Origin of the sequence: Candidatus Allofournierella merdavium (assembly GCF_944382735.1) — a bacterium.
GTDB classification, from domain to species: domain Bacteria; phylum Bacillota; class Clostridia; order Oscillospirales; family Ruminococcaceae; genus Allofournierella_A; species Allofournierella_A merdavium.
Window position 1 is genome coordinate 25,976 of sequence record NZ_CALWND010000007.1, and the last position, 23,948, is coordinate 49,923.

18 protein-coding genes are annotated in these 23,948 nt (G+C 66.7%); 9 read left to right on the top strand and 9 right to left on the bottom strand.

All coding sequences use genetic code 11. The features are described 5' to 3' along the window. The first annotated feature begins 119 nt into the window (after positions 1-119). From ychF to ACH2A7_RS07010, 5 genes are all read left to right on the top strand, one after another. The gene (gene ychF, locus ACH2A7_RS06990; RefSeq protein WP_394960972.1) at positions 120-1,232 is read left to right on the top strand and encodes a redox-regulated ATPase YchF; all 1,113 of its coding nucleotides are present in this window, start codon (positions 120-122) and stop codon (positions 1,230-1,232) included. Between the two features lie 13 nt (positions 1,233-1,245). Further along, positions 1,246-1,935, top strand: a complete 690-nt coding sequence (locus ACH2A7_RS06995) for a 5'-methylthioadenosine/adenosylhomocysteine nucleosidase (RefSeq protein WP_394960974.1) — start codon at positions 1,246-1,248, stop codon at positions 1,933-1,935. A 204-nt stretch (positions 1,936-2,139) separates the two neighbouring features. Continuing rightward, a complete protein-coding gene (locus ACH2A7_RS07000; protein ID WP_394960976.1) occupies positions 2,140-2,517 on the top strand; it encodes a BlaI/MecI/CopY family transcriptional regulator in 378 nt (125 codons plus the stop codon). Continuing rightward, positions 2,514-4,238, top strand: a complete 1,725-nt coding sequence (locus ACH2A7_RS07005; RefSeq protein WP_394960977.1) for a M56 family metallopeptidase — start codon at positions 2,514-2,516, stop codon at positions 4,236-4,238. Before ACH2A7_RS07000 ends, ACH2A7_RS07005 begins: the two co-directional genes overlap by 4 nt. 4 nt (positions 4,239-4,242) lie before the next feature. Next, complete coding sequence (locus ACH2A7_RS07010) at positions 4,243-8,556, top strand: hypothetical protein (RefSeq protein WP_394960979.1); 4,314 nt, start codon at positions 4,243-4,245, stop codon at positions 8,554-8,556. Positions 8,557-8,651: 95 nt separating this feature from the next. Here ACH2A7_RS07010 and ACH2A7_RS07015 read toward each other — a convergent pair whose 3' ends face one another. Genes ACH2A7_RS07015 through ACH2A7_RS07025 form a run of 3 tightly spaced genes read right to left on the bottom strand, consistent with a single transcriptional unit; the run spans position 8,652 to position 11,936 of the window. Next, positions 8,652-9,110 carry a hypothetical protein gene (locus ACH2A7_RS07015; protein ID WP_394960982.1) on the bottom strand — a complete coding sequence of 153 codons (459 nt, stop codon included), beginning with the start codon at positions 9,108-9,110 and terminating at the stop codon, positions 8,652-8,654. A gap of 58 nt (positions 9,111-9,168) precedes the next feature. Next, the gene (gene malQ / locus ACH2A7_RS07020; RefSeq protein WP_394960983.1) at positions 9,169-10,665 is read right to left on the bottom strand and encodes a 4-alpha-glucanotransferase; all 1,497 of its coding nucleotides are present in this window, start codon (positions 10,663-10,665) and stop codon (positions 9,169-9,171) included. Positions 10,666-10,679: 14 nt separating this feature from the next. Beyond that, positions 10,680-11,936, bottom strand: a complete 1,257-nt coding sequence (locus tag ACH2A7_RS07025; protein WP_394960984.1) for a hypothetical protein — start codon at positions 11,934-11,936, stop codon at positions 10,680-10,682. A gap of 126 nt (positions 11,937-12,062) precedes the next feature. Here ACH2A7_RS07025 and ACH2A7_RS07030 point away from each other — a divergent pair, with 126 nt between their 5' ends. Genes ACH2A7_RS07030 through ACH2A7_RS07040 form a run of 3 tightly spaced genes read left to right on the top strand, consistent with a single transcriptional unit; the run spans position 12,063 to position 15,473 of the window. Next, on the top strand, positions 12,063-13,229 hold the full coding sequence (locus ACH2A7_RS07030) for an alanyl-tRNA editing protein (RefSeq protein ID WP_394960985.1): 1,167 nt from the start codon (positions 12,063-12,065) through the stop codon (positions 13,227-13,229). 15 nt (positions 13,230-13,244) lie between these two features. Beyond that, entirely contained in the window at positions 13,245-14,009 is a 765-nt protein-coding gene (trmB, locus tag ACH2A7_RS07035) for a tRNA (guanosine(46)-N7)-methyltransferase TrmB (RefSeq protein WP_394960987.1), read from the top strand. Between the two features lie 57 nt (positions 14,010-14,066). Further along, positions 14,067-15,473 carry an alanine/glycine:cation symporter family protein gene (locus ACH2A7_RS07040; RefSeq protein ID WP_394960989.1) on the top strand — a complete coding sequence of 469 codons (1,407 nt, stop codon included), beginning with the start codon at positions 14,067-14,069 and terminating at the stop codon, positions 15,471-15,473. Positions 15,474-15,552: 79 nt separating this feature from the next. On the opposite strand, the gene ACH2A7_RS07045 is transcribed toward ACH2A7_RS07040, so the two are convergent. From ACH2A7_RS07045 to ACH2A7_RS07060, 4 genes are all read right to left on the bottom strand, one after another. Continuing rightward, entirely contained in the window at positions 15,553-17,103 is a 1,551-nt protein-coding gene (locus ACH2A7_RS07045) for a BCCT family transporter (protein ID WP_394960990.1), read from the bottom strand. 26 nt (positions 17,104-17,129) lie between these two features. Further along, entirely contained in the window at positions 17,130-18,614 is a 1,485-nt protein-coding gene (locus ACH2A7_RS07050) for an amidohydrolase family protein (RefSeq protein WP_394960991.1), read from the bottom strand. Between the two features lie 85 nt (positions 18,615-18,699). Beyond that, entirely contained in the window at positions 18,700-19,476 is a 777-nt protein-coding gene (locus tag ACH2A7_RS07055) for an SDR family oxidoreductase (protein WP_330055761.1), read from the bottom strand. A 51-nt stretch (positions 19,477-19,527) separates the two neighbouring features. Next, the gene (locus tag ACH2A7_RS07060) at positions 19,528-20,811 is read right to left on the bottom strand and encodes an SLC13 family permease (RefSeq protein WP_394960992.1); all 1,284 of its coding nucleotides are present in this window, start codon (positions 20,809-20,811) and stop codon (positions 19,528-19,530) included. A 218-nt stretch (positions 20,812-21,029) separates the two neighbouring features. On the opposite strand from ACH2A7_RS07060, the gene ACH2A7_RS07065 reads away from it, so the two are divergent. Further along, entirely contained in the window at positions 21,030-21,884 is an 855-nt protein-coding gene (locus ACH2A7_RS07065; protein ID WP_394960994.1) for a LysR family transcriptional regulator, read from the top strand. Between the two features lie 63 nt (positions 21,885-21,947). Here the strand turns inward: ACH2A7_RS07065 and ACH2A7_RS07070 are convergent, their stop codons facing one another. After that, on the bottom strand, positions 21,948-22,598 hold the full coding sequence (locus ACH2A7_RS07070) for an HAD family hydrolase (protein ID WP_394960996.1): 651 nt from the start codon (positions 22,596-22,598) through the stop codon (positions 21,948-21,950). 24 nt (positions 22,599-22,622) lie between these two features. After that, complete coding sequence (dinB, locus tag ACH2A7_RS07075) at positions 22,623-23,891, bottom strand: DNA polymerase IV (protein ID WP_394960998.1); 1,269 nt, start codon at positions 23,889-23,891, stop codon at positions 22,623-22,625. Positions 23,892-23,948 lie beyond the last annotated feature (57 nt).

Genomic DNA, 23,948 nt, shown 5'->3' on the forward strand with positions numbered 1-23,948 from the left:
GCGGTCGGCGGCTCCTCTCTCCCTTGCGTGGCGGGGCGGTTTGGGCTATAATGATATTTGTATATTCATGCGCTTTCCGGCCCGTGCCGGCATTTTTGCACAGAAAGAGGAACCGCACCATGAAATTAGGTATCGTGGGCCTGCCCAACGTGGGCAAGAGCACCCTGTTCAACGCCATCACCAGCACCAAGAACGCGGCGGCGGCAAACTACCCCTTCTGCACCATCGACCCCAACACCGGCATCGTGGCCGTGCCCGACCCGCGGCTGGACAAGCTGGCCGAAATTTGGGACACCAACAAAAAGACCCCCGCCATCGTGGAGTTCGTGGACATCGCGGGCCTGGTGAAGGGCGCGTCCAAGGGCGAGGGCCTGGGCAACAAATTCCTGGGCAACATCCGGGAGTGCGACGCCATCGTGCATGTGGTGCGCTGCTTCGACGGCACCGACGTGGTGCATGTGGAGGGCGCGGTGGACCCCATCCGGGACATCGAGACCATCGACACCGAGTTGATCCTGAGCGACCTGGAGGTGGTGAGTAACCGCGCCGCCAAGTTCGCCAAGGCCGCCAAGACCGGCGACAAGAAGGCCGCCGCCTCCGCCGCCTGGCTGGAGGCGCTGGAGGCCCATCTGGGCGAGGGCAAAAACGCCCGCAGCTTCGCCTTTGACGAGGCCGACGAGGACCAGATGGCCCAGAAAAAGGAGATGGGCCTGCTCACCGCAAAGCCGGTGATCTACGCCGCCAACATGAGCGAGGACGACTTGATGGAGGGCATGGAGGCAAACCGGCACTACCAGGCGGTGAAGGCCCTGGCCGCCGCCGAGGGGGCGGAGTGCATCCCCATCTGCGCCAAGACCGAGGAGGACATCGCCGACTACACCCCCGAGGAGAAGAAGGAGTTTCTGGCGGAGATGGGCATTGAGGCCACCGGCCTTGACAACCTCATCCAGGCCAGCTACCGGCTGCTGGGCCTGATCAGCTTTTTGACCGACGGCAAGAAGGAGTGCCGCGCCTGGACCATCCGCCGGGGCACCAAGGCGCCCCAGGCGGCGGGCAAGATCCACTCGGATTTCGAGCGGGGCTTCATCCGGGCCAGCGTGGTGAGTTACGACGATTTCGCCGCCTGCGACTACAACATGGCCACGGTGAAGGCCAAGGGCCTGCAGCGCACCGAGGGCAAGGAGTATGTGGTGCAGGACGGGGACATCATCGAATTTCTGTTCAACGTGTAAAAAGGAGAAAACAATGAGCATTACCGCGATCATGGGCGCCATGCCCGACGAAGTGGAGCAGTTGTGCGCCCTGCTGGACGGGGTGACCGTCGAGCCCTACGCGGGCGTTACCTACCACCGGGGCCTTTTGGGCGAAAAGCAGGTGGTGGTGTGCTGCGCCGGCATGGGCAAGGCCAACGCCGCCGCCACCACCCAGGTGCTCATCACCCGCTTCGGGGCCGAGCGCATCATCTTCTCCGGCATTGCCGGCAACATGACCGACAAGGTGGGCATCGGCGACGTGGTGGTGGGCAAAACGGTGCTCTACCACGACGCCGAGGACGACATGATCGCCCAGAGCGCCCCCTTCACCGCCCGCTACGAGGGCGACCCGGAACTGGTAAAGGCGGCCCTGGCCTCCTGCGAGGCGCTGGGGGTAAAGGCCATCGCCGGCACCATCGCCACCGGCGACCGGTTCGTGGGCGATTCCGCCACCAAGGCGGCCATCGCCGAAAAGGTGCACCCCGACTGCGTGGAGATGGAGGGCGCCGCGGTGAGCCAGATCGCCCAGAAGAACGGCGTGCCCTGCGTCATCCTGCGGGCCATGAGCGACAACGCCGACGAGGCGGGCCACGAGGTGCTGGTGGTGAAAAAATTCAGCATCGCCGAGTATGTCACCACCGCCACCAAAATCGTGGCGGGCATGCTCTCCCGGCTGGACTGATCGGCCATAGCTTCCAACGCCCCGGCGCTTTTGCGCCGGGGCGTTTTTTGTTCACTGTTTTGGCGGAATTGCCCTCCCGGATCCCTGCCATTCCATTTTAACAGAATATTCTGTCTTGACAGAATAAAGGTGTGATACTATTATAAAGAGGAAAAAGCAAACGGGGCCCCGGCCCCGGCAGGCGCAAGAGAGGAGGAACCGACCATGGCACAGATCACGATCTTCGACGCGGAGATGCACCTGATGGTGAAGATCTGGGACGAAGGGCAGATCAAGGCCATCGACCTGGCCAACTGGGCCACCGAGACCCTGGGCTGGAAGAAGAACAGCACCTATTCCATTCTGAAAAAACTGCTGGAAAAGGGCGCTGTGCGGCGGGACGAGCCGGGCTTTGTGCTCACCCCGCTGGTCAGCCGGGACGAGGTGGCCCGGGACAAGACCATCCGCATGGTGGACAAGATGTACAACGGCAGCATGAAGCTGTTTCTCACCGGCCTGCTGGGCGGCAGCGAACCGGACGAAAAGACGATGGCCGAGATCAACGACCTGATCGAGCGGGCCAGGCAAGAGGGCGGCAGGTGATCCTGCGGCTGTTTCTCCACGGGCTGAACATGGGCATCAGCGGCAGCGCGGGCGCGGTGCTGCTCATCCTCTGGCGGCAGGCCACCCGGCGGCGCATCCCCCACCGGTTTTTCTACCTGCTGTGGGGCGTGGTGTTTTTCCGGCTGTGCGTGCCGGTGTCCTTCTCCAGCGCCTTCAGCGTGCTGCGGCTGTTCGCCCGGCCGGCGGCGGTGGAGAGCGGGGGCGGCTTTCTGGTGACCATGCGCTATCTGGACGAGGCCGACCTGCAGGCCGTGGCGGGCGGAGGCGGCGCCGAGGGGCTGCTCACCGCCCTGGCCTGGCTGTGGCTGGCGGGGGCGCTGGGGCTGGCGGTCTGGTGGCTGGCGGGCTACGCGCTCACCCGCCGGGCGCTGCGCTATGCGGTGCTGTGCCACCCGCCGGAGGCGCAGCGCGCCGCCGCCCGGCTGGGCCTGGGCGCAACGCCCCGGGTGTTCGTCTGTGAGCGGGTGACCTCGCCGGTGGTGTTCGGGCTGGCCCACCCCCGCATCCTGCTGCCGGCGGGCGCCGGGCTGGAAGGGGAAGGGCTGGAATGCGTGCTGGCGCACGAGATGGTGCATCTGCGCCGGCACGACCCCCTGGCCAGGGCGGCGACCTTTTTCATCGCCGCCTTCCACTGGTACAACCCGCTGGTGTGGCTGTGCTTTTATCTGTTCAACGAGGACGTGGAGGCCTCCTGCGACCAGGCGGTGCTGGGAGCCCTGGGCTTTGAGCGGCGGACCGTCTACGCCGCGGCGCTCACAAGCTGCGCCGCGGGCAGCCTGCGCTTCCGGCTGGGGCAGCTGGCCTTTGCCCGCACCCGGGTGATCGAGCGGGTGCGGGGCATCCTGCGCTACGGCCCGCTGCCCCGCTGGCAGCTGGCCCTCTTCGCGGCCTGTACACTGGCGCTGGGGCTGGGGGTCTCGACCAACCCGGTGCTGGCGGAATACTTCCCCTACACCCCCGCCACGGTGCGGGTGGGCAGCGGGGTGAAGGCCCGGGCCCAGACCTTTGCCCGGGGCTTTCTGGCGGACCTGGCCGCCGGCGACGGGGCGGCGCTGGCGGAGAAGTCCAGCGCCGACGGGGCCTACTTCGCCCCCCTGTACGCCGGCCTGCCCCCCACCGCGCTGGAGCAGGAGGCGGTGTTCTACACCGGGCAGGACAGCGCGGTGTTCTACCTTTCGCCCCCGGACGGTGGGGAGCGGCTGGTGCTGGAGCTGGCCTCCAGCGAGCTGATGGGCGGCTTTTACGCCGAGGCGCTGCGCAGCTACGAAAACTACGAGGCCATTCACCGGGTGGACGAGGAAAACGAGGCGGTGATGCTCTGCCGCCGGATGATCGAGTACGGCCTCACCAGCGGGGAGAACACCCCGGAGAACGGCGCCAGGATCGCCGCCTTCTGCACCGACATCGCCCGCCGGCGGGCGGGCGGCGGGGGCGAGTGGCTGGCGGCGCAGGACGTGGAGGCGGTGGCCGCCGAGTTCTTTGCCATCCATGACTTTTCTAACCTGCGGGCCGGCGGCCTTTACGACCCGGCCCAAAACGCCTATCGCTTCGACCCGGGCCTCGCCGCCCGGTTTGAATACCAGATCCTGGGGTTGGAGGAGACTTCCCGGGGCGCGGTGGTCACCGCGGAATTTTACGCCGACCCGCTGCAGACCCGGCGGGAGAAAACCGTTCAATACACTTTTACGAGGGTGGAATGACACGATGAAAACAGTGAAAAAACTTGCGGCGCTGGCGCTGGCCCTGGCCATGGCGCTGACGGCGCTGCCCGCCGGGGCCTTTGCCGCCGGCGGCGAGGAAACGCCCACGGAGCAGCCTGCCTTTGGGGGCAGCGCCCACGTCTACGTCGGCATGTTTGAAAGCCCCGAACAGAACGCCGGGTTCGACAGCACCCAAGTCTGGTCCACGAGCCAGGGCCAGTCCTTCATGGTGGGCTTTGAGGCGGCGGACGGCGCCCTTGTGACCATGGACAAGGTGGAGTACACCGGCGCGACGCTGAACGGCCAGACGGCGGAGGGCGCCTTCGGCGTCACAAAGGGCGGAGCGGACAGCAGCATGACCGGCCTGGGAGACACCTACCTGTTTGTGTCTGTCCTTTCCGGCGCAGCCGCCGGCAATTACACCCTCAACTTCACCGTGAACGGCACGCCGGTCTCCCTGAAAGTGATCATGCGCCCCGGCGTTTATGCCTATTATTCGGAAGACGGCCAAACCTGGCAGAAATTCAGCAGCTTGACCGCCGGGACGAACAAGCCGTATCAGGTTATCTTTTCCAACAAGCTTGGAACAGAGGTGACGGCGGCTGACGCGCTGGGGAATGTGGAGTTGACCTTTGCCATGTGCGGAGGCACAAATCTGACCCAGGCCCACGATGAGTACTTCACCTGCACCGTGGATGCGTCCAATGTCTGCACCCTCGTCTTCCTGAAAGGCGGGACCTACAATCTGAATTTTTCCGTCATGAACAGCGACGGCATTTCCGGCTTTGTTTCTATGATGGTGATGGCGGGCCAGACCACCGGCAGTTTCCCGCAGACGCAGGTCGCCTCTTCTCCGGACAGCCAGGAGTGGCAAACCGCCACCTATTATGCCCTGCAGTCGGGCTATTCCATCTACCTGCGGGTGATGCAGAACGACAGATCCGTCCCCTTTGCGCTGAATCAGACCGGAAGCACCGGTGACATGGTCAAAGTGGAACCCGTTGGAGGCGACGACGGGCAGGGCAGGTACGGTTTGTACAAGCTCACCGGCGGCAGCGCCAACGGCAACGCGCAGTTTTCCATTCTCACCAGCCTTGGCGGGAATTCCGGCTTCTCGGTGATCGTCACCGGCAACCAAGAAGATCCGGACGCCCCCTCCGGCTATGTTTCCGCCCAGGTGAAGCAGGCCTTCGCGAACAGCGGCGTTGTCGCCTTCACCGGTGTGAGCGGCGAGGCGTCTGACCCGCTGCCCCAGGGCTTCACCCTGGAAAACGGCCAGCTCTCCTTTGACACCGCGGGCAAAGACCCCGGCCTGTACGAGGCCGTCGTGGGCGGACAGACGTACGCGGTGGCGGTGATGAACCCCATCAGCGGCGAGGATGCACAGGGCGTTGTGACCGTTTCCATGACCTCGGAAGCCCCCACCGACCTGCCGGCCGGCGACGGCCGCCCCGACGGGCTGTATTACGCCGTGGGCTCGGTGGCCGGCTACCAGGCGAAGCAGATGAACTTTGACCCCGAGGCCGGCGGCGAGACCGCTCCCCTTTACGTCTACTATATAAAAGGCGGCCAGGTGATGTCCATGACGGGCTACAACTTCACCCTCTCCGCCACCGGGTACAAGGCGGACGACTATTTCGCGGGCGAGATCTCCCGCCTTCCCGGTCTCGGCGTTGACGTGCTCAAACTTACCGTAAAGCCGGGTGTGCCCGCCAGCGCCACCCTGCCCGCCTACGTCACCGTCAACGACAGCAACGGCAGCTTTGTGGGCGCGGCTGAGTTCTACCTCAACGGCGCGAACACCGACACCTTCGGCTTCTCCACCGATCCCACCCTGGCGGGCACCAACAACACCGGCGCCCGGCGGGGCATCGACCAGCGGTTCAACGTGGGCGGCGCGCCCGCCGCCACCAAATTCTACATCACCAAGGGCAGCGGCGACAACGGCAACATGCAGCCTGCCCAGTATGACCTGGCCCTGTACGACGACGTGGATGTGTCCACCCTCACGGTCACCAGCAGCAACAACGCCTTTGTGGCGGTGAAGAATTACCTCTCCGTCACCCCGGAGGGCAAAAACGCCATCGGCTTTGAGCTGGAAGTGAAGGACAACACCCGGGCGCAGATGGCCGAGATCACCGTCTCCTTCCAGGATAAAAGCGGCACGCCCCACACCTACAAGGGCGTGGTGAACTGCACCAACGCCCAGGTTACGGACACCCGCACCGTTTCCTCGGCTGCGGAGTTTATCCAGGCTTACGAGGAACTGGACGCCGGCACCATTGTGATGAAGGGCGGCACTTACTCCATGGACCTGGTGCACACCAAGCCCATCGCCATCCAGGCCGCCGAGGGCGAAGAGGTCACCATCAACGGCAGCGAGGGCGGCACCGGCCCCATCATCACCATCGCCCTGGGCAACCCCGGCGATATCAGCGGCGTCACCATCGACGGCCGCGGCAAGACCCGGGACGGCATCAATGCCAACGGCTACAACGGCTATGCCAACAACATCACCATCCAGGACTGCGCTGTGGGCATCCGCAACGGCGGCGGTGACTTCTGGGCCATCCTTGCCACAAACAGCGTTTTCAAGAACAACAAGGTGGCGGTGCAGGGCGATTCCTCCCGCCTGGTGGTGCAGAACTGCACCTTTGAGGGCAACGAGGTGGCGGTGAGCTTTGTGATGAACAGCTACACCGAATGCCGGGTGCAGATGAACCGCTTTGTGGACAACACCGCCGATTTCCTGAACCAGACCACCTCCGACCCCACTGCAACCCAGAACTACTACCTCCACGGTGACAGCAAGGCGCCGGTGATCCAGACCGTCGCGCCCATGGTCGGCACCAACGGCACAGTCTACTACTCCCCCTGGTTCGTGGACCAGGCCATGACCCTCTACACCGCCGACCTGGCGGGCGCGAAGCCGGGCAGCGCCCGGGCCGCGGAATACACCGTGCCGGTGGACCGCACCCTCTCCAGCGCCTCCCTGCTGGACAGCGCCCTCTTTGCCGAGATGAAAAGCACGGCGGCGGCGGTGAGCATCCCCGTCACCGAGCAGGTGGAGGACAAGGCCCTGGTCACCACCATCTGGGAGTTTGACAGCGGCAAGCTGGCCTCCAGCCTGCCCGACCGGATGGACCTGGAGGTGACCGACGCGCCCACCGACGCGGCCAAGGCCGTGGTGGACAAGGTGGTGGCCAACCCCGAGGCCATCGCCCAGTATGTGCACTTCAGCCACGACGGCGCGCTGCCCGGCGAGGCCACCGTGCTGGTGCGCAAGACCGCCGGCACCACCGCCGACGATCTGAAACTCTACTACATCGACACCGCCAGCGGCACCGTGAAGGAGGCCGACATCGTGGCGGTGAGCGAGACCACCGTGGACGGGGTGGACTACTATGTGGTCACGGTGGCCCACTGCTCCGAGTACCTCATCGCCGGGGCCATCACCCTGAAGGAGGAGAGCGCCCAGGGCGGCGGCACGGCGGGCGACGGCGGCAGCGCCGGAACCACCGGCGGCGAGAGCGCCCCCGCGCCCACCCCCGCGCCCGCCACCCAGGCCGCCCCCGCGCCGTCGGCCACCCCCGCCCCGGCCGCCGGCAGCGCCAACCGGCTGGTGAGCGCCCTGGAGGTGGAGGAGCGGTTCGCCGCCGCCGCGGAGGCGGAGGTGACCTTCGCGGTGGACCGCAAGCCGCTGGTGAGCGCCGGCGCCTTCGGCATCCTGGCCCAACACCCCGACAAGACCCTGGTGCTGGAGGGCGAGGGCTACACCTGGCGCTTTGAGGGCGCGGCCATCACCGACGCCGGCGCCATCGAAGGGGCCAGCTTTGACACCACCGTGTCGCTGACCAGCCCCAACGCCCACCTGATGCAGCCGCTGCTGCAGGATATGCCCGCCATCCATCTCTACTTCAGCTACCACGGCGCGCTGCCCGGGCCCGCCCGGGTGAGCGTGCAGGTGGGGGCGGAGCAGGCCGATTCGGTCAAGTACCTCTACTACTTCAACCCCACCGCGGTGGTGCTGGAGTATGTGGGCGAGGCGCAGGTGGACGGCGCGGGCGTGGCCACCTTCACCATCGAACACTGCTCCGACTATGTGCTGCTGGACGAAAAGCTGGAGGACGCCCCGGCGGCCCCTGAGGCCACCCAGGCCCCCGCCCCCACCCAGGCTCCCGAGGCCACCCAGGCCCCGGCGGCCGGGGAGACCGGGGCCGAGGCCGGCGGCATCGGTTTCATCCTGGCGGCCGTGGCCGTGGCGGCGGTGCTGGCGGCAGTGGTGCTGCTGCTGGTGCGCCGGCGCAAAGGCGAATAAAACAACAGACCAGAAGGCCGCCCGGCGGGGAAGTTCCCCGCCGGGCGGCCTTGGTCATCCGGGCGCTTTTCCGAAGGGGCGGTTGCCCCCTCGCGTCACAGATAGTTCTTCATTTCCCGGGCGATGTCCTGCTCCAGGGTCTGCAGTTCGTCCAGCAGCTGCATCGCGCCGGCGGAGGCGTCGGGGTGGTCCCGGCGGGCCATCTCGCAGTCGGTGTAGCCCTGGGTGGCTCCCTGGATGAGCATGTCCGCCAGGTTGCGGCTGGACTTGTCGGTCATGGCCTTGGAGGCAATGCCCATGTGGGCGGCCATCTTGGCCATCCTGCCCTGGCCGTGGCCGTGGGTGCCCAGGGCCGCCAGGGCGGTGTGGGCCCGCTGGTTCAGCTGGCGGAACTGCCGCTGCTGGTTCAGCAGGCTGGCCTTCAGCTGCCGGTCCTCGGTGATGTGGATGAGCTGTTCGGTGGTGTTCTTGCCCATCTCGGTGTTGCGCACCACCTCGTTCAGCACGGCCTCGTTGTCGCTGTCGCCGTGGTTCTGGTCGTTGTGTCGCTGCATGAGAAACTCCCCCTTTTGCCGGTAGTGTGCCCGGAAAAAGGGGGAGTATGTATTTTTTTTATTCCGCCGCTTCGGGGGCGGCCTCGCACCGGCCGTAGAGGGCGCAGGTGCGGCGCATCCGCGCCGCCAGTGCCGGGGTGAATGCGCCCGGTTTTGCCCGCCACTGCCAGTTGCCCTGGCCCACGCCGGGGGTGTTGATCCGTCCCTCGGCCCCGAGGCCCAGCCAGTCCGCCGCGGGCACCACCGCCAGCTTGCCGCAGCTGGCCAGCACCCCCCGCAGCATGCCGGCGGCAAAGCCCTCGCCCCGGTGCAGGCCGAGATACGCCTTCGCCTTGGCCAGCTCTCCCTTGGGGGCGGTGGCCAGCCACTCGGCCAGGGTGGCGTTGTCGTGGGTGCCGGGGTAGACCACACAGTTTTCGGTGTGGTTGTGGGGCAGATACTCGCTGTCGCAGGAGGGGTCAAAGGCGAATTGCAGCACCTTCATCCCCGGCAGGCCGGTGTCCGCCAGCAGCTTGCGCACACTGTCGAACAACAGCCCCAGGTCCTCCGCCACGATGGGCACCTGGCCCAGGGCGGCGCGCAGCGCGTCGAACAACTGTGTGCCCGGGCCCTGCTCCCACACGCCGTTTCGGGCGTTGGTGTGGTCCGCGGGGATGGCGTAGTAGGTGTCGAAGGCGCGGAAGTGGTCGATGCGCACCATGTCGTAGAGTTCCAGCGCGTGCCGCACCCGGCGGATCCACCAGGCGTAGCCGGTCTTTTGGTGCCAGGCCCAGTCGTAGAGGGGGTTGCCCCACAGCTGGCCGTCGGCGGAGAAATAGTCCGGCGGGCAGCCCGCCACCCGGGTGAAGCGGCCCTGGGCGTCGGTCTCGAACATCTCGCCCCCCGCCCAGGCGTCGGCGGAGTCCGCCGCCACATAGATGGGGATATCCCCCAGAATGCGCACGCCCTTGCGGTTTGCGTAGGCCTTCAGCGCCGACCACTGGCGGTGGCACTGGTACTGCAAAAATTTCCAGAAGGCGATCTCCTCCGCCTTCTCTTTGCGCAGGGCCGCCAGCGCCTCCGGGTCCCGCCGGCGCAGCGCCTCCGGCCAGGCCTGCCAGGGCTTCATGTCGTTTTCGCCCTTGGCCGCCATGTAGAGGGCGTAGTCCTCCAGCCAGTCCTCGTTCAAAAAGCAGAAGGCGTAGTAGTCGTCTTCCGGGAAGGCGAAGAACCGCGCCGCCGCCTTGCGCAGCACCGGCCAGCGCAGCTGGTACAGCGCGCCGTAGTCCACCCGCGCCTCACCGCCCCAGGGCAGATGCTCGTATTCCCCTTTTTTCAGAAGGCCCCGGTCGGCCAGGTCGTCCAGGTCGATGAAATAGGGGTTGTTGGCAAAGGCCGAACAACTCTGGTAGGGGCTGTCGCCGTAGCCGGTGGGGGCCAGGGGCAGGATCTGCCACACCCGCTGGCCCGCATCGGCCAGAAAATCCACGAATCCATAGGCTTCTTTGCCGAAACAGCCGATGCCGTACGGCCCCGGCAGGCTGAACACCGGCATCAGTACGCCGCTTTCCCGCATTGCTTTTTCCTCCCTTATGGCAAGGCCGCCAGCACCGCGCCGGTGAAGGCCCGGCGCCCGGCGGTGGTGAACTGTGAAAGGCCGGCAAGGTCGTCCCCCGCCGCGTCGATGGCCGCCCGCGCCTCGGCGCTCAGGGCGGCGGAGAGGTCCGGCAGGCCCTGGGCGGGCGCGCCCTCCATCAGCTGCCGCCCCGCCTCGCTGGCGTAGAGCCACAGCAGAAAGGCGCAGGCCTCGCTGCGGCCCGTCTCGTCCGCCCCGGCGGGGATGTACACCCGGCCGCCGCTGGTGGCCACCGGCTGCCCCAGCAGCTCCTCCAGCGAAAACCCGCCGTGGAGGTCGGTGTCGTCAAAGGTGAACTTCATCGGCACCACCACCGTGTCCTCGGCGGCAAGGCCCGCTGCCGCCGCCTCCGACGCGCTGGCCCGGTAGAAGAGGGCCTTTCCGTCGGCAAAGGCGGCCCGGGCGCCGGCCCGGTCGGGGGCCGCGCCGTTTTTGCCCGCCCCCGCGAGGCTGCCCGTCTCGTCGGTGAGCAGCGTCCACAGGCTGTTCAGCGCCCCGGTGAGCTGGGCGTCGGTACGCCCGCCGGCGGCCTCCTCGGCGGTCGTGTAGCAGGTGCCCAGCACCGGCGAGAGCACCGGGCCGGAAAAGCGGTCGGCGCCGGCCACCGTGAACACCGCCTCCAGACCCGCCAGTTCGGCGGGCGCTTCGGCGGGCAGGGAATACTCCTTGCCGCTCAGGGTCACCGATGCCTCGGCGGGCTCCTCCAGCCAATCCTCCAGCGCGGCGACGAAGTCCCGCCACTGGGCGGCGGTGGCATTTTGCAGGTCGGCGGGGTCAAAGGCGGCCCCCAGCAGCGCCGTCAGGCGGGCGCGGTCGGCCAGGTACCCGTAGGCGCTGCCCGCCAGGGGCAGGCTGCGGCAGCCCGTCTGCTGGCCGGTCAGCGCGCCGGCCATGCCCTGCACCAGTTCGCCCTGCTGTGTCAGGTCCAGCGCCGCGCCGTCCGCCGGCTCGGCGGCGCTCACCGCCAGGGCCGCGCCGGCGGCGTCGGCGGCCGGTTCCACCGTCACCCCCTGGGCCTGGGCATAGAGCTCCAGCGCCTCGGCCAGCACGCCGGTCTCGTCCCACACCGCCAGCACCCGCCCGGGGGCCGGGGTGGCCTCGGGGGCGGCGGAAGGCGCGGGGTCCTGCCCGCCCTGGGGCAGCAGCCGCAGGTCGGCGGCGCAGCCCGCCAGCAGCGCCGCCGCAAGAAGAATGGCCAGCAGTCGCCTCACGGGCCGCACCTCCTTCATTTTAAAAAGATGTTGCTTTATTATACACTATCCGCCGGGCTTTTTCCAGCGGCAAGTTTGTGGTATAATGCCCTTGTTACGGCCTTGCCGCCGAAAGGAGAAACACCCATGGAACACACCGAAAAACTTTACTACGCCCAGCCCCCGGTGCTGGAGTTCACCGCCCGGGTGCTGGAGTGCGAAGCGGACAAAAACGGCTGGCAGGTGGTGCTGGACCGCACCGCCTTCTATCCCGAGGGGGGCGGCCAGCCCGCCGACCAGGGCCTTTTGGGCGGCGCGCGGGTGCTGGACGTCCACGAAAAAGCGGGCGTCATCCGCCACCTCACCGACCGGCCCCTCGACCCCGGCAGCGGGGTGGAGGGCAGGGTGGACGCCGCCCGCCGGCTGGACCTGACCCAGCAGCACTCGGGGGAGCACATCCTCTCGGGCCTTTTGCACAGCATGTTCGGCGCGGAGAACGTGGGTTTTCACATTGGGGCGGACTACCTGCTCATGGACCTGAGCGTGCCGGTGGACGCCGAGGGCCTGGCGAAGGCGGAGGAGGCGGCCAACCGGGTGGTCTGGCAGGATGTGCCCACCGAGGCCGTCTGGTACGAAAAGGAGCAGCTGGCAAGCCTTACCTACCGCAGCAAGAAGGAGCTGGAGGGCCCGGTGCGTCTGGTCACCATGCCCGGGGCGGACTGCTGCGCCTGCTGCGGCACCCATGTGCAGCGCACGGGGCAGGTGGGGCAGATCAAGATCATCGACCACATCAAGTATAAGACCGGCACCCGGCTGCAGGTGGTGTGCGGCGGCCGGGCGCTGGCCTATCACCGCCTGCTGGACGGCCAGTGCCGCCGGGCGGGGGCGGCTCTCTCCGCCCCGGTGGAGGGCCTGGCCGCCGCGGTGGAGCGGCAGAAGGGCGAGCTGGAGGCGGCGAAGTTCCGCCTCACCGGCCTGGAGAACCAGCTGTTCGCCCTCTGGGCCGCCGGCGAGGGGGCCAAAAACCCGCTGGTGTGCAAACCGGGCCTTTCCCCCGACGGGCTGCGGCGGCTGGCGGCGGCCCTGTCACAAACGCGGGCGGGCGTCTGCTGCGCGGTGAGCGAAAAGGAGGACGGCGGCCTTGCCTACGCCATCGCCTGCGCCGGCGAAGGGGCCGACCTGCGGCCCCTGTGCAAAGAGTTGAACGCCGCCCTGGACGGGCGCGGCGGCGGCAAGCCCGGCTTTGTGCAGGGCAGCTGTTCGGCGGACATGGACGCCCTGCGCGCGTTTTGGGCGCGGCAATTCACGGAATAAGGAGAAACGACACCCATGCGAATGCGATTCAAACCCTACGCGCGGCCGGAACTGCTGGCTACCCCCTGGCACGCCCACGAGCCGCTGGAGAACAAAGGCCGCTGGCGCGGCCTGTTCGCCCGGCCCGACCAGCCCTTCCACCTGGAACTGGGCTGCGGCAAGGGCGGGTATCTGGCCCGGCTTTCCTCGTCCCACCCGGAGGTGAACTATCTGGGGGTGGACATCACCGACAAGGTGCTGATCCTGGCCAAGCGCAAGATCGAGAAAGCCTATGCCGAAAAGGGGATGCCGGTGGACAATGTGCTCATCGCCAGCTTTGACATCGAGCGCATCCTGAACGTGATGGACGAGCGGGACGCGGTGCAGCGCATCTACATCAACTTCTGCAACCCCTGGAACCGCAAGCTGGCCCACAAAAAGCACCGGCTCACCCACACGCGGCAGCTGGCGCTCTACCGCCGGATGCTGGCGGACGGGGGCGAGGTGTATTTCAAGACCGACGACGAGGACCTGTTCAACGACAGTCTGTCCTATTTCCCCGAGGCGGGCTTTGAGATCACCTGGCAGACCCGGGACCTGCATGCAGACGAGCCCGCCTGGAACATCCGCACCGAGCACGAGGCCATGTTCACCGAGCAGGGCATCAAGACCAAGGCCCTCATCGCCCGCAAGCTGCCGCTGGAACACGAGCAGCAGGCGCTGGCCGAGGCCATCGCGAAGCGCACCGCCATCGAGAAGGCGGAGAGCGCCGCCTGGCGGGCCGAGCACGGCGAGGGCTGACACGGCCGCGGCCCGGTGCGGCGGGCCGGACGAAACACACGGGAGTGAGGAAAGAACATGATCGAATGGATCCGTGCCGTCAACGGGGCGGTGAACGACTTTATCTGGGGCGTGCCGGCGATGGTGTGCATCCTGGGCGTGGGGCTGCTGCTCAGCGTGCGCACCGGCTTTTTGCAGATCCGCAGGTTCCCCTATGCCATCCGCACCACCATCGGGCGGATGTTCAAAAAGAAGAGCGCGGCGGACGGGGCCATGACCCCCTTCCAGGCGGTGTGCACGGCGCTGGCCGCCACCGTGGGCACCGGCAACATCGCCGGCGTGGCGGGGGCCATCGCCATCGGCGGCCCGGGGGCGGTGTTCTGGATGTGGTGCTCCGCGGTGCTGGGCATGTGCACCAAGTTTTCCGAGGTCACCCTGGCGCTGCACTTCCGGGAGCGCAGCGCCGCGGGCAACTGGACCGGCGGCCCCATGTATTACATTAAAAACGGCCTGGGCAGGCGCTGGCAGTGGCTGGCGGTGCTCTACTCGCTGTTCGGCGTGCTCACCGTGTTCGGCACCGGCAACGCCACCCAGGTGAACACCATCGTCACCTCCATCGACGCGGCGCTGCTCCAGTACGGCCTGGCCGGCGCGGACACGCTGCCCCTGCTGAACCTGGCGGTGGGCATCTTCGTGGCCATGCTGGTGGCGCTGGTGCTGCTGGGCGGCATCAAGCGCATCGGCAGCGTCACCGAAAAGCTGGTGCCCTTCATGGCGCTGCTGTATGTGGTGCTGGCCCTGGGGGTGGTGGCGGTGCATTTCCGCCAGCTGCCCGGCGTGCTGGCGGCCATCGTGGGCGGCGCGTTCCGGCCCCGGGCCTTCACCGGCGGCGTGGTGGGCAGTGTGTTCCTGAGCCTGAAAAAAGGCGTCTCCCGGGGCATCTTCTCCAACGAGGCGGGCCTGGGCACCGGCAGCATCGCCCACGCCTGCGCCGACACCCAAAAGCCGGTGAAGCAGGGCATGTTCGGCATCTTCGAGGTCTTTGCCGACACCATCGTCATCTGCACCCTCACCGCCCTGGTCATCCTGTGCAGCGGCACGCCGGTGCCCTACGGCACCGAGGCCGGCGCCGAACTGACCATCTCCGGTTTCACCGTCACCTACGGCAGCTGGGTGTCGCTGTTCACCATGGTGGCGCTGTGCTGCTTCGCCTTCTCCACCATCATCGGCTGGGGCCTCTACGGCTCCACCTGCATCTCCTACCTGTGCCGCACCGAAAAGGTCATCCGGCCCTTCCTGGTGGTCTACTCCTTCGTGGCCATCCTGGGGGCAACGGTGGACCTGGGCCTTTTGTGGAACATCGCCGACACCTTCAACGGCCTGATGTCCATCCCGAACCTCATCGCGCTGCTGCTGCTTTCCGGCACGGTGGTGCGCCTCGCCCGGGAATTCTTCGCCGGCGAGGGCAAGCCCGCATCTGACTGAAAAAGGAACACAGAGGGCCCCGCGGAGAAAACTCCGCGGGGCCCTCTGTGCTTAAAGGAGCCCTGCCAAAGGCGGCAGGTCATTGGGGGGTGTCATCCCGGGGTGGGAAGAAGAAGGCCCGCACCGCGGCGGCGATCTGCAGGATGATGAGCAGGGAGAACACGCTCCCGATGGACACCACCATGTAGCGCACGCCGTCGTTGCCCTTGCCGCCGGAGGCGTAGGCCATCAGCAAAAAGGAGAGCAGCCCGATGGCCACGCCCCAGGCGATCTTCACCGGGGCGGGGGCCTCGTCGCCGATCTTGCGCCCGCGCATGCACAAAGCCGAGATCACCGTGACGCTGTTGTCGGCGCTGGTGGAAAAGGAGATCAGCATCACGAACAGGGTCACCGGCACCAGCACCGCGCTCAGCGGCAGCTGCCGGATGAAACTCCAGATGGCGGCGTAGGTGCCGTTTTCCCGCATCACGGCGGCCAGGTCCACCACGCCGGAAAGCTGCCAGTCGATCGCGCAGCCGCCGAAGATGGAGAACCAGATCACCGCGAAGACGCTGGGCATGATCCAGTTGACCACCAGCACCTCCCGGATGGTGTGCCCGTAGCTGAGCTGGGCCAGGAACACGCCCGTCACCGGCGCGAAGGCCATCCAGAAGGTCCAGTTGTAGATGGTCCACCACTTGATGAGATTTTCGCCGCCGGCGGTGCCGGTGTCGAAGGCCCACAGGGGCAGGTTCTGCAGCCAGTAGCCCAGGGAGGAGGTGCCGGTGTTCAGGATCCAGGCCAGCGAGCCGCCCAGCAGGGCCACCACCGCCAGCAGGATCATGTAGAACCGGAAGTTCAGCCGGGCAAAGAACTTGATGCCCCTGTCCACGCCGCTCAGGGAGGACAGCAGATACACCACCGTGGTGACCGCCATGATGGCGAACATCACCGGCACGCCCACCGACACGCCGTAGATCTGGCTCAGGCAGGAGGACGCCAGGCCGATGAAGGTGCCCAGGGTGCCCACGATGGCCAGCGCCAGCGCCAGCACCGCGGCCATATCCACCACGGCCGACACGACGGGGCGGTTGGCCTTGTCGCCGAACAGCGGCGTGAGGGTGCTGGAGATGGTCAGAGGCTTGTTCTTGTTGTAGCACACATAGGCGATCAGCACCCCGCACAGGCCGTAGAAGGCGTAGGGGAAGAAGGCCCACTCGTGGAACGAGCGCCCCAGGGCGAAGAGCACCGCGTCGGAGGAGCCGGGCTCGATGCCGTAGCCCTCCAGCTCGCCCCACACGCTCTCCAGGAAGGTGATGGGCTGGGACACGCCCGAGGACACGATGCTGGCCCCGATGCCGCCGGTGAGCGACATGGCAAACCAGGTCCAGAAGCCGTATTTGGGCTTTGCGTCCTTTCCGCCGATGCGGATGTCCCCCTTGCGGGAGAAGAGCAGCAGGCAGCACAGCAAAAACAGCGCCACCATGATGAGCTGGTACATCCAGCTCAGGTTCACATAGGACCAGTTGAATACCGCCTGAAACCGGTCGATCAGGAATTTGTTGTTCACAAGGCCCGCCACGCCGGTGCCCAGCACCAGCAGAAAGGCAGGCAGAAACACACCCTTGCGCAGGGAGGTCTTGCTGTTCATATCACGCTCTCCTCACTTCGGCCCGCTCACTTGCGGAGACTGGCGGCGTAGAAGTCGTGCACCCGGCTCAGCAGGGGCTCGTTGTCCCGCTTGCCGGGGTCGGCGGCACGCAGCTGGCGGATGGAGGCGCAGATGCGCTCTTCGGCGGCCTTCTCCTTGTCGCGGAAGGCCTCGTCGACGCCCCAGGTCTGCTCGCCGTTCACAAAGGTCATCCGCACGCTGGCGCGGGTGCCCCGCTGCACCAGCATGGCCAGGGGGTCAAGGCCCGGGTCGGTGTAGGGGCGGGTGATGCTGTCCAGGCTGACGCAGACGAAGTCGGCGTTGCAGCCCTCCTTCAAAACGCCCTGGGACAGGGGCCGCGCGGCCTCGGTGGCGCCCCGGGAGGTGGCCATCTTCAGCACGTCCAGATAGGGCACGCCGCCGTCCACCCCGTTGTGGCGGTTGTTCAGCCAGGCCACGCGGATCTCCCGCAGGTAGTCCTGGTCGTCGTCAAAGGCGCAGCCGTCCAGGCCGATGCCGCAGGCGAGGCCCAGTTCGCAGGCCCGGCGCATATTGAACGCGCCGCTGCGCAGCCGCAGGTTGGAGGAGGGGTTGGTCACCAGATGGGCGCCGGAGGCGGCGATCAGCTGCAGGTCCTCCTCGTCCAGCCAGACGGCGTGGGCAAAGGAGACCCAGGGCCCCAAAAAGCCGATGTCCTGGTAGTGCCGGATGAAGCTCTTGCCCCAGGTGCGCCGGGCGTACTCCGCCTGATACTGGGTCTCCAGCAGGTGCAGGTGGATGTACATGCCGTGGGCCAGGGCGTATTCCTTCATGCGCAGCAGCGCCTCGTCGCTGCACCACTGGCCGCCGTTGGGGTGCAGCTGCACCTCCACCCAGCCCTCGTCGATCTCCTTGCGCAGATCCTCCTGGATGCCTTCCACCAGTTCCAGATACTCGTCGATGGTCATGATGCGGTCGTGGATGCCGGCGGCAAAGTTGGTGCGCAGGGGCTCGGGCAGCGACTGGATGAACTTGTCCCGGTCGTAGTAGATGCGCTTGTTCTGGTCCAGGTACAGCGGGCAGAGGATGCTGCGCACCCCCGCGTCCCGGTAGCCCCGGGCCGCCTGCACCATCTCCTCGCGGATGTTGGCGAAGCCGTTGGGGTTGTGGCTGTGCAGCACGGTGCCCACGCCCGCCGAGGCAAGGCGCACGCCGTCGTACCAGCAGGCGTCGTAGTGGGGGATGGCGGGCAGCTTGTTCAGGTCCTGCAGCCATACCTCCAGCGCCTGATCGGGGGTGCCGAAGGACACCGGCGACATGCCGCGGCCGTGGTCGTGGGCGTTCACAAAGGCGGGCAGCATCAGCCAGTCCGCGTCCTCCAGCAGCTGCGCGCCGGGGGCCTCCTTCACCAGGTCGGCCTTGGGGCCCACGCGGCGCACCACGCCGTCCCGGATCAGCACGGCCTGACCGTTCACCACACCGTCGGCGGCGCCGTCCCACAGGCAGCCGGGCACAACGATATACTCTTTCATGATATTACGCTCCTTTCCCGAAACGGAAACAGCAAAGGCGCGCGGCGGCGTGCGCCGCGCGCCGGGCAAAGCTTGTTCGTGCGGTTTATTTGGCCCGCTTGTAGTTCAGGTACAGCGAGGCCTCGGTGCCGCCGTCCACCACGATGGCCTGGCCGGTGATGGCGCGGGCCTCGTCGCTGGCCAAAAACAGCGCCGTCTCGGCGATGTCCCGGGCCTGGATCTCGAAGGGGGCGGGCTGGTAGGTGTCCAGGAAACGCTGGCGGGCCTCGCCCTCAAAGCCGTTGTTCAGCGGGGTGTTCACAAAGCCCGGGCAGATGGCGTTGCAGCGGATGTTGCTGCGGGCAAAGTCGATGGCCACCGAGCGGGTGATGCTCAGCGCGCCCGCCTTGGCGGCGGAGTAGCCCAGCTTGTTGGGGGTGGGGCGGATGCCGTAGGTGCCGGCCAGGTTCAGGATCACGCCGCCGCCCTGCTTCTCCATGTAGGGGATGGAGTATTTGCAGCCCAGGAATACGCTCTCCATGTCCAGCGCCACCACCTTGCGGAAGTCCTCCACGCTGGTGGTCACGGCGGTGCCCATGGGGCTGATGCCGGCGATGGTGAAGTAGACGTCGATGCGGCCGAAGGTGTCCACCACATCCTTGAAGAAGGCCTCCATGGCGGGGGCGTCGGTGATATCCAGGGTGTAGGCCTTGGCCTTGCCGCCGGCGGCCAGGATGTTGTCCACGGTCTGCTGGGCGGCGGCGCCGTTGATGTCCACCACGCAGACGGTGGCGCCCTCCTGGGCGAACAGCTCGCTGGAAACGCGGCCCATGCCGGAACCGCCGCCGGTGATGGCGACCACTTTATTTTCAAAACGCTTCATATCAGTATTGCCTCCTTGTTATGGTTGCGAAAGGGATGGGTGCGGCGGCGATCAGCCGAACGCGGGGAACAGGGTCATGGCGATCAGCACGCCCACCACGCCGCGGACCACCGCGGGCACAAGACCCACCCGGAGGATGGTCTTCTGGGTGTAGCCGCCGGCCTGCATGGCCATGGGTACCACCGGGTTGGGCATCGGGGTGATGAGGGAGGACATGGACGCCAGAGAGCACAGGATGATGGGGCCGCGGGGATCGCAGCCGATGGAGCTGCAGGTGATGATGAGGATGGGGATGAGCACGGTGGTGGTGGCCTTGTTGTAGAGGAACGAGGTCATCAGGAAGGAGACGATGTAGAACACCGCGCCGATGACGTAGCCGTTGGTCACGCCGGAGAGCAGCGCCGCCGCGCCGTCGCCCAGCAGCTGGGCCGCGCCGGTGTTGCCCAGCGCCTCGCCCATGACGGTGACGCCCGCGTACAGCAGCACCATGCTCATGTTCATGCGCACCAGGGACTCCTGCTCGGTGAGCACGCCGGTCAGGGTCACCACGGCGGCGCCGGCCATGGTCACGGCCCAGGAGGGCAGGCCCAGCATCAGGCCGATGACCACCAGGATGAACACGCCGTAGCCGATCACCTCGCGCACCGGCGACAGAGGCTCCTGCTCGCTGATGCTGGGGCCGGAGATGGCGGCCAGGGGGATGTCGGGCTCATCGGGCATCATGCGGGGCAGCACAAAGATGGTCAGCAGCAGGGTCACGATGGCGGTGGGCAGGAACACCATCGTCTCGTTCCACATGCTCAGCATCTGGCCGGTCCACCCGTAGGACTCAAGGTAGCCGTTCTGGGTGACGTACCAGGCGGCGTAGGGGCCGATGGGCTCGATGACGAAGGAGGTGGACACCACCGTCACGGCGATGGGGTACATCATCTTGGAAGGGCTCACCTTCAGCTGGCTGCACATGTTCATCACCAGAGGATAGACCATGGCGAACAGGGCGGGCAGGCTGGGCACGAACTGGCCCAGCAGGAAGATCACCAGAATGTAGGACGCCAGCACCTTGGTGAAGGAACCCTTGGTGATCTTGTACAGCAGTTTGGTGATGTTGTTCACCATCTGGGTGCGGGACAGGCCGGCGGCCACGATGAACATACCGGCCATGGTCAGCACGTTGTTGTTGCCGAAGCCGGCGAACACCGTCGGGGCGTCCACACAGCCGGTCACGAACAGTGCCACCACAACACCCATGCTGGTAAAGGCCATGGGCAGCTTGCGGTTGAAAAACAGAATGATCATGACCGCAAAAATGATCAGGCAGATAACCATGCTGTTCATATGGTTTGACTCACTCCTTACAGGAAAATTAGCGATGACGGACGAACAGGAGGCGGCGAGCGCCGTGCCCCGGCCGGGCAGACACGGCTTGAATCGACACAAGGGTGTTAAATTCTTCACGCTTTCCCCTTGACAATCATTTAACCACGGGGTATCCTTTTTGTAAAGTGAAGGTTTATACAGGTTGCATTGCGAAAATGTCAACGATGGAGGCTGTTATGAATGTTGAAAAATGGAGGATCCTGCTGAACGCGGTGGACAGCGGCAGCATGGCGGCGGTGGCGGCCCAGACCAACTACACCACCTCCGGCGTGAGCCGCATCATCACCACCCTGGAGGAGGAGATCGGCTTTCCGCTGCTGGTGCGCCACCACCGGGGGGTGACCCCCACCAACGAGTGCCGGCTGCTGTTGCCGGACGTGCGCGCCTTTCTCCACGCGGAGGAAAAACTCAAGCAGCAGGTCGCCCAGCTGAACGGGCTGGAGATCGGTTCGCTCACCATCGGCACGGCCTACAGCGCCAGCTACCCACTGCTCACCCGGCAGGTGGTGAAATTCGTGGAGCGGTATCCCAACATCAAGGTGAGCATCCTGTGGGGCTACAACCGGGAGCTTCGCCGGGCGGTGCTGGAGCGGCGGATCGACCTGTGTCTTGTGTGCCGGGGGGAGGAGGAGCTGGAGTGGATGCCCCTGCGCAAGGACCGGATGATGGTGCTGGTGGACGAGCGGCACCCCATGGCCGGCGAAAAGGTGTTTCCCGTGGAGGCGCTGGCGGGGGAGCCCTACATCGACATCTGCTCCAGCCAGGAGACCGATGCGAACCAGATCCTCGCCCGCTACGGGGTGGAGCCGAACACCAAGTTCACCACCTCCGACCGCTACGCGGCGCACGAGATGGTGCGGGCGGGGCTGGGGGTGGCGCTGGTGAACGAGACCCAGATCCTGCCCGAGCACAAGGGCATCCGAGCCATCCCCCTCTCGCCGCCACAGATGGTGGAGATCGGCCTGGCCTGCCTGCCCCAGGCCACCCTGGCCACCCGGCGCTTCATCCGCTTCTGGGAGGGCGAGAACTGAAAAAGGCAAAAACGGGCCCTGGGCGAACCGAAGGTTCGCCCAGGGCCCGTTTGAAAATTCAGTTCACAGTTCGCTCAAAAGGGGAATGACGGCGAACAGGTCGGGCACGATGGCCGCCGCCAGCCGCCGCAGCTCGTCGGTGGGCTCCATCAGGTCCGGCACCATCACCGCCTTGCAGCCCGCCGCAGCCCCGGCGCGGATGCCGTTGGGGCTGTCCTCCAGCACGATGCACCGCTCCGGCGCCACGCCCGCCAGCGCCGCGCCCTTCAAAAACACCTCCGGGTCGGGCTTGCCCCGCGTCACCTCGTCGCCGCAGATCTGCCCCTTGAAAAAGCCGCCGATGCCCGCCATGCGCAGGTACTGCTCGGTGGTGTCCCGGCGGGTGCTGGTGCACACCACCGCCGGCAGCCCCCGGCGGCGCAGTTCTTCCAGCAGCTCCACCAGGCCCGGCTTTTTGTCCAGGCCCCGGTCGTTCACCAGCCGGGCCATCACCACCCGGGCCTTTTCCTGGTAGGTGTCAAAGTCAAAGTCCTCCCCCAGCGCGGCGCGGCACACCTGCCGGCAGTCCGTCAGCGTGCGGCCCCGCATGGCCACCACGATGTCCAGCGTCACCGGCAGATGCTCCTCCCGGGCCGTCTCCAGCCAGGCCTCGGTCCACAGCCGCTCGGTGTCGAACATCAGGCCGTCCATGTCAAACAATACCCCTTCGATCATACGTCCTCTTCCTTTCCTGCCCCCTCACAGAGGCCCTTTTACCCGCTGGTCGTCCTCGTCCTCTTCCTCCCGGCGCTCCATGGAAAGCCGGCCCAGGCCCAGGTCCTTCTGCAGAATACTGCCCGCGCCGATGGCGCCCTTGCCGTATTTGCTGCGGATGGCGTCCAGGCTGCGCTCCAGCTTCTCCCGCCGCGGGTCGGGTCGGGGCGCGTCCTCAAAAAAGCTCTGCTGCACCGCCGCCGGCTGGTCGGCGAGGCTTTGCGCCGTCACCGTGAGCATCCGCACCGGTGTGCCCTCCCGCCAGTTGGCCGCCATCAGCTGCCAGGCCGCCCCGGCCAGGTCCCGGGCCAGGTGGGTGCTCATGGCCAGGCGCTGCTGGCGGGTGATGGTCTGGAGGGAGGCGTAGCGCACCGTCAGCTGCACCGCCCCCGCCCACAGGCCGTGGCGGCGCAGCCGGGCCGCCACCTCGTCCGACAGGGCCGCCAGCGCCGAGCGCACCTCGGCGGCGGTGGTCAGGTCATGGGGGAAGGTGCGCCCGCTGCCCACGCTCTTCACCGGCTCCTTTTCGCCCCAGCGGCGCACCGGCGCGTCGTCCAGCCCCCGGGCGTAGCGGCTCAGGGTGTGCCCCAGCTTGCCCAGGGCGGCGGCCAGCGCCCGCTCGTCCGCCGCCGCCAGGTCCCCGATGGTGGCAATGCCCATCCCCGCCAGCTTTTCGGCGGCGGAGCGGCCCACAAAGAGCATGTCCCGCGCCGGCAGCGGCCAGAGGATGTCCCGGAAGTTTTCCCGGGTGATGAGGGTGGTGGCGTCCGGCTTTTTGTAGTCGCTGCCAAGTTTTGCAAACACCTTGTTGAAACTCACCCCCACCGATACGGTAAGGCCGGTGGCCTCGCGCACCTGGGCCCGCAGCCGGTCGGCCAGGTCCCCGGGGCTTTGGGCGAACAGCTGCCAGGAGCCGGTCACGTCCAGCCAGCTCTCGTCGATGCTGAAGGGCTCCACCCGGTCGGTGCAGCGGCAGTAGATCTCGTTGATGATCTTGTAATAGTGGACGTACCGCTCCCGGTGGGGCGCCAGCAGCACCAGGTCCGGGCATTTGCGCTTTGCCTGCCAGATAGTCTCGGCGGTCTTGACCCCCAGGGCCTTGGCCGGCTCGTTCTTGGCCAGAACGATGCCGTGGCGGCTGGCCGGGTCGCCGCACACCGCCACCGGTTTGCGGCGCAGTTCGGGGTGGCTGAGCAGTTCCACACTGGCGTAAAAACTGTTGCAGTCGCAGTGCAGGATCCACCGCTCGGCCATGCCCGTCGCCCCCTTTGCGATACCATTATACCACAGCGGCGCAAGCTGTGCTATAAT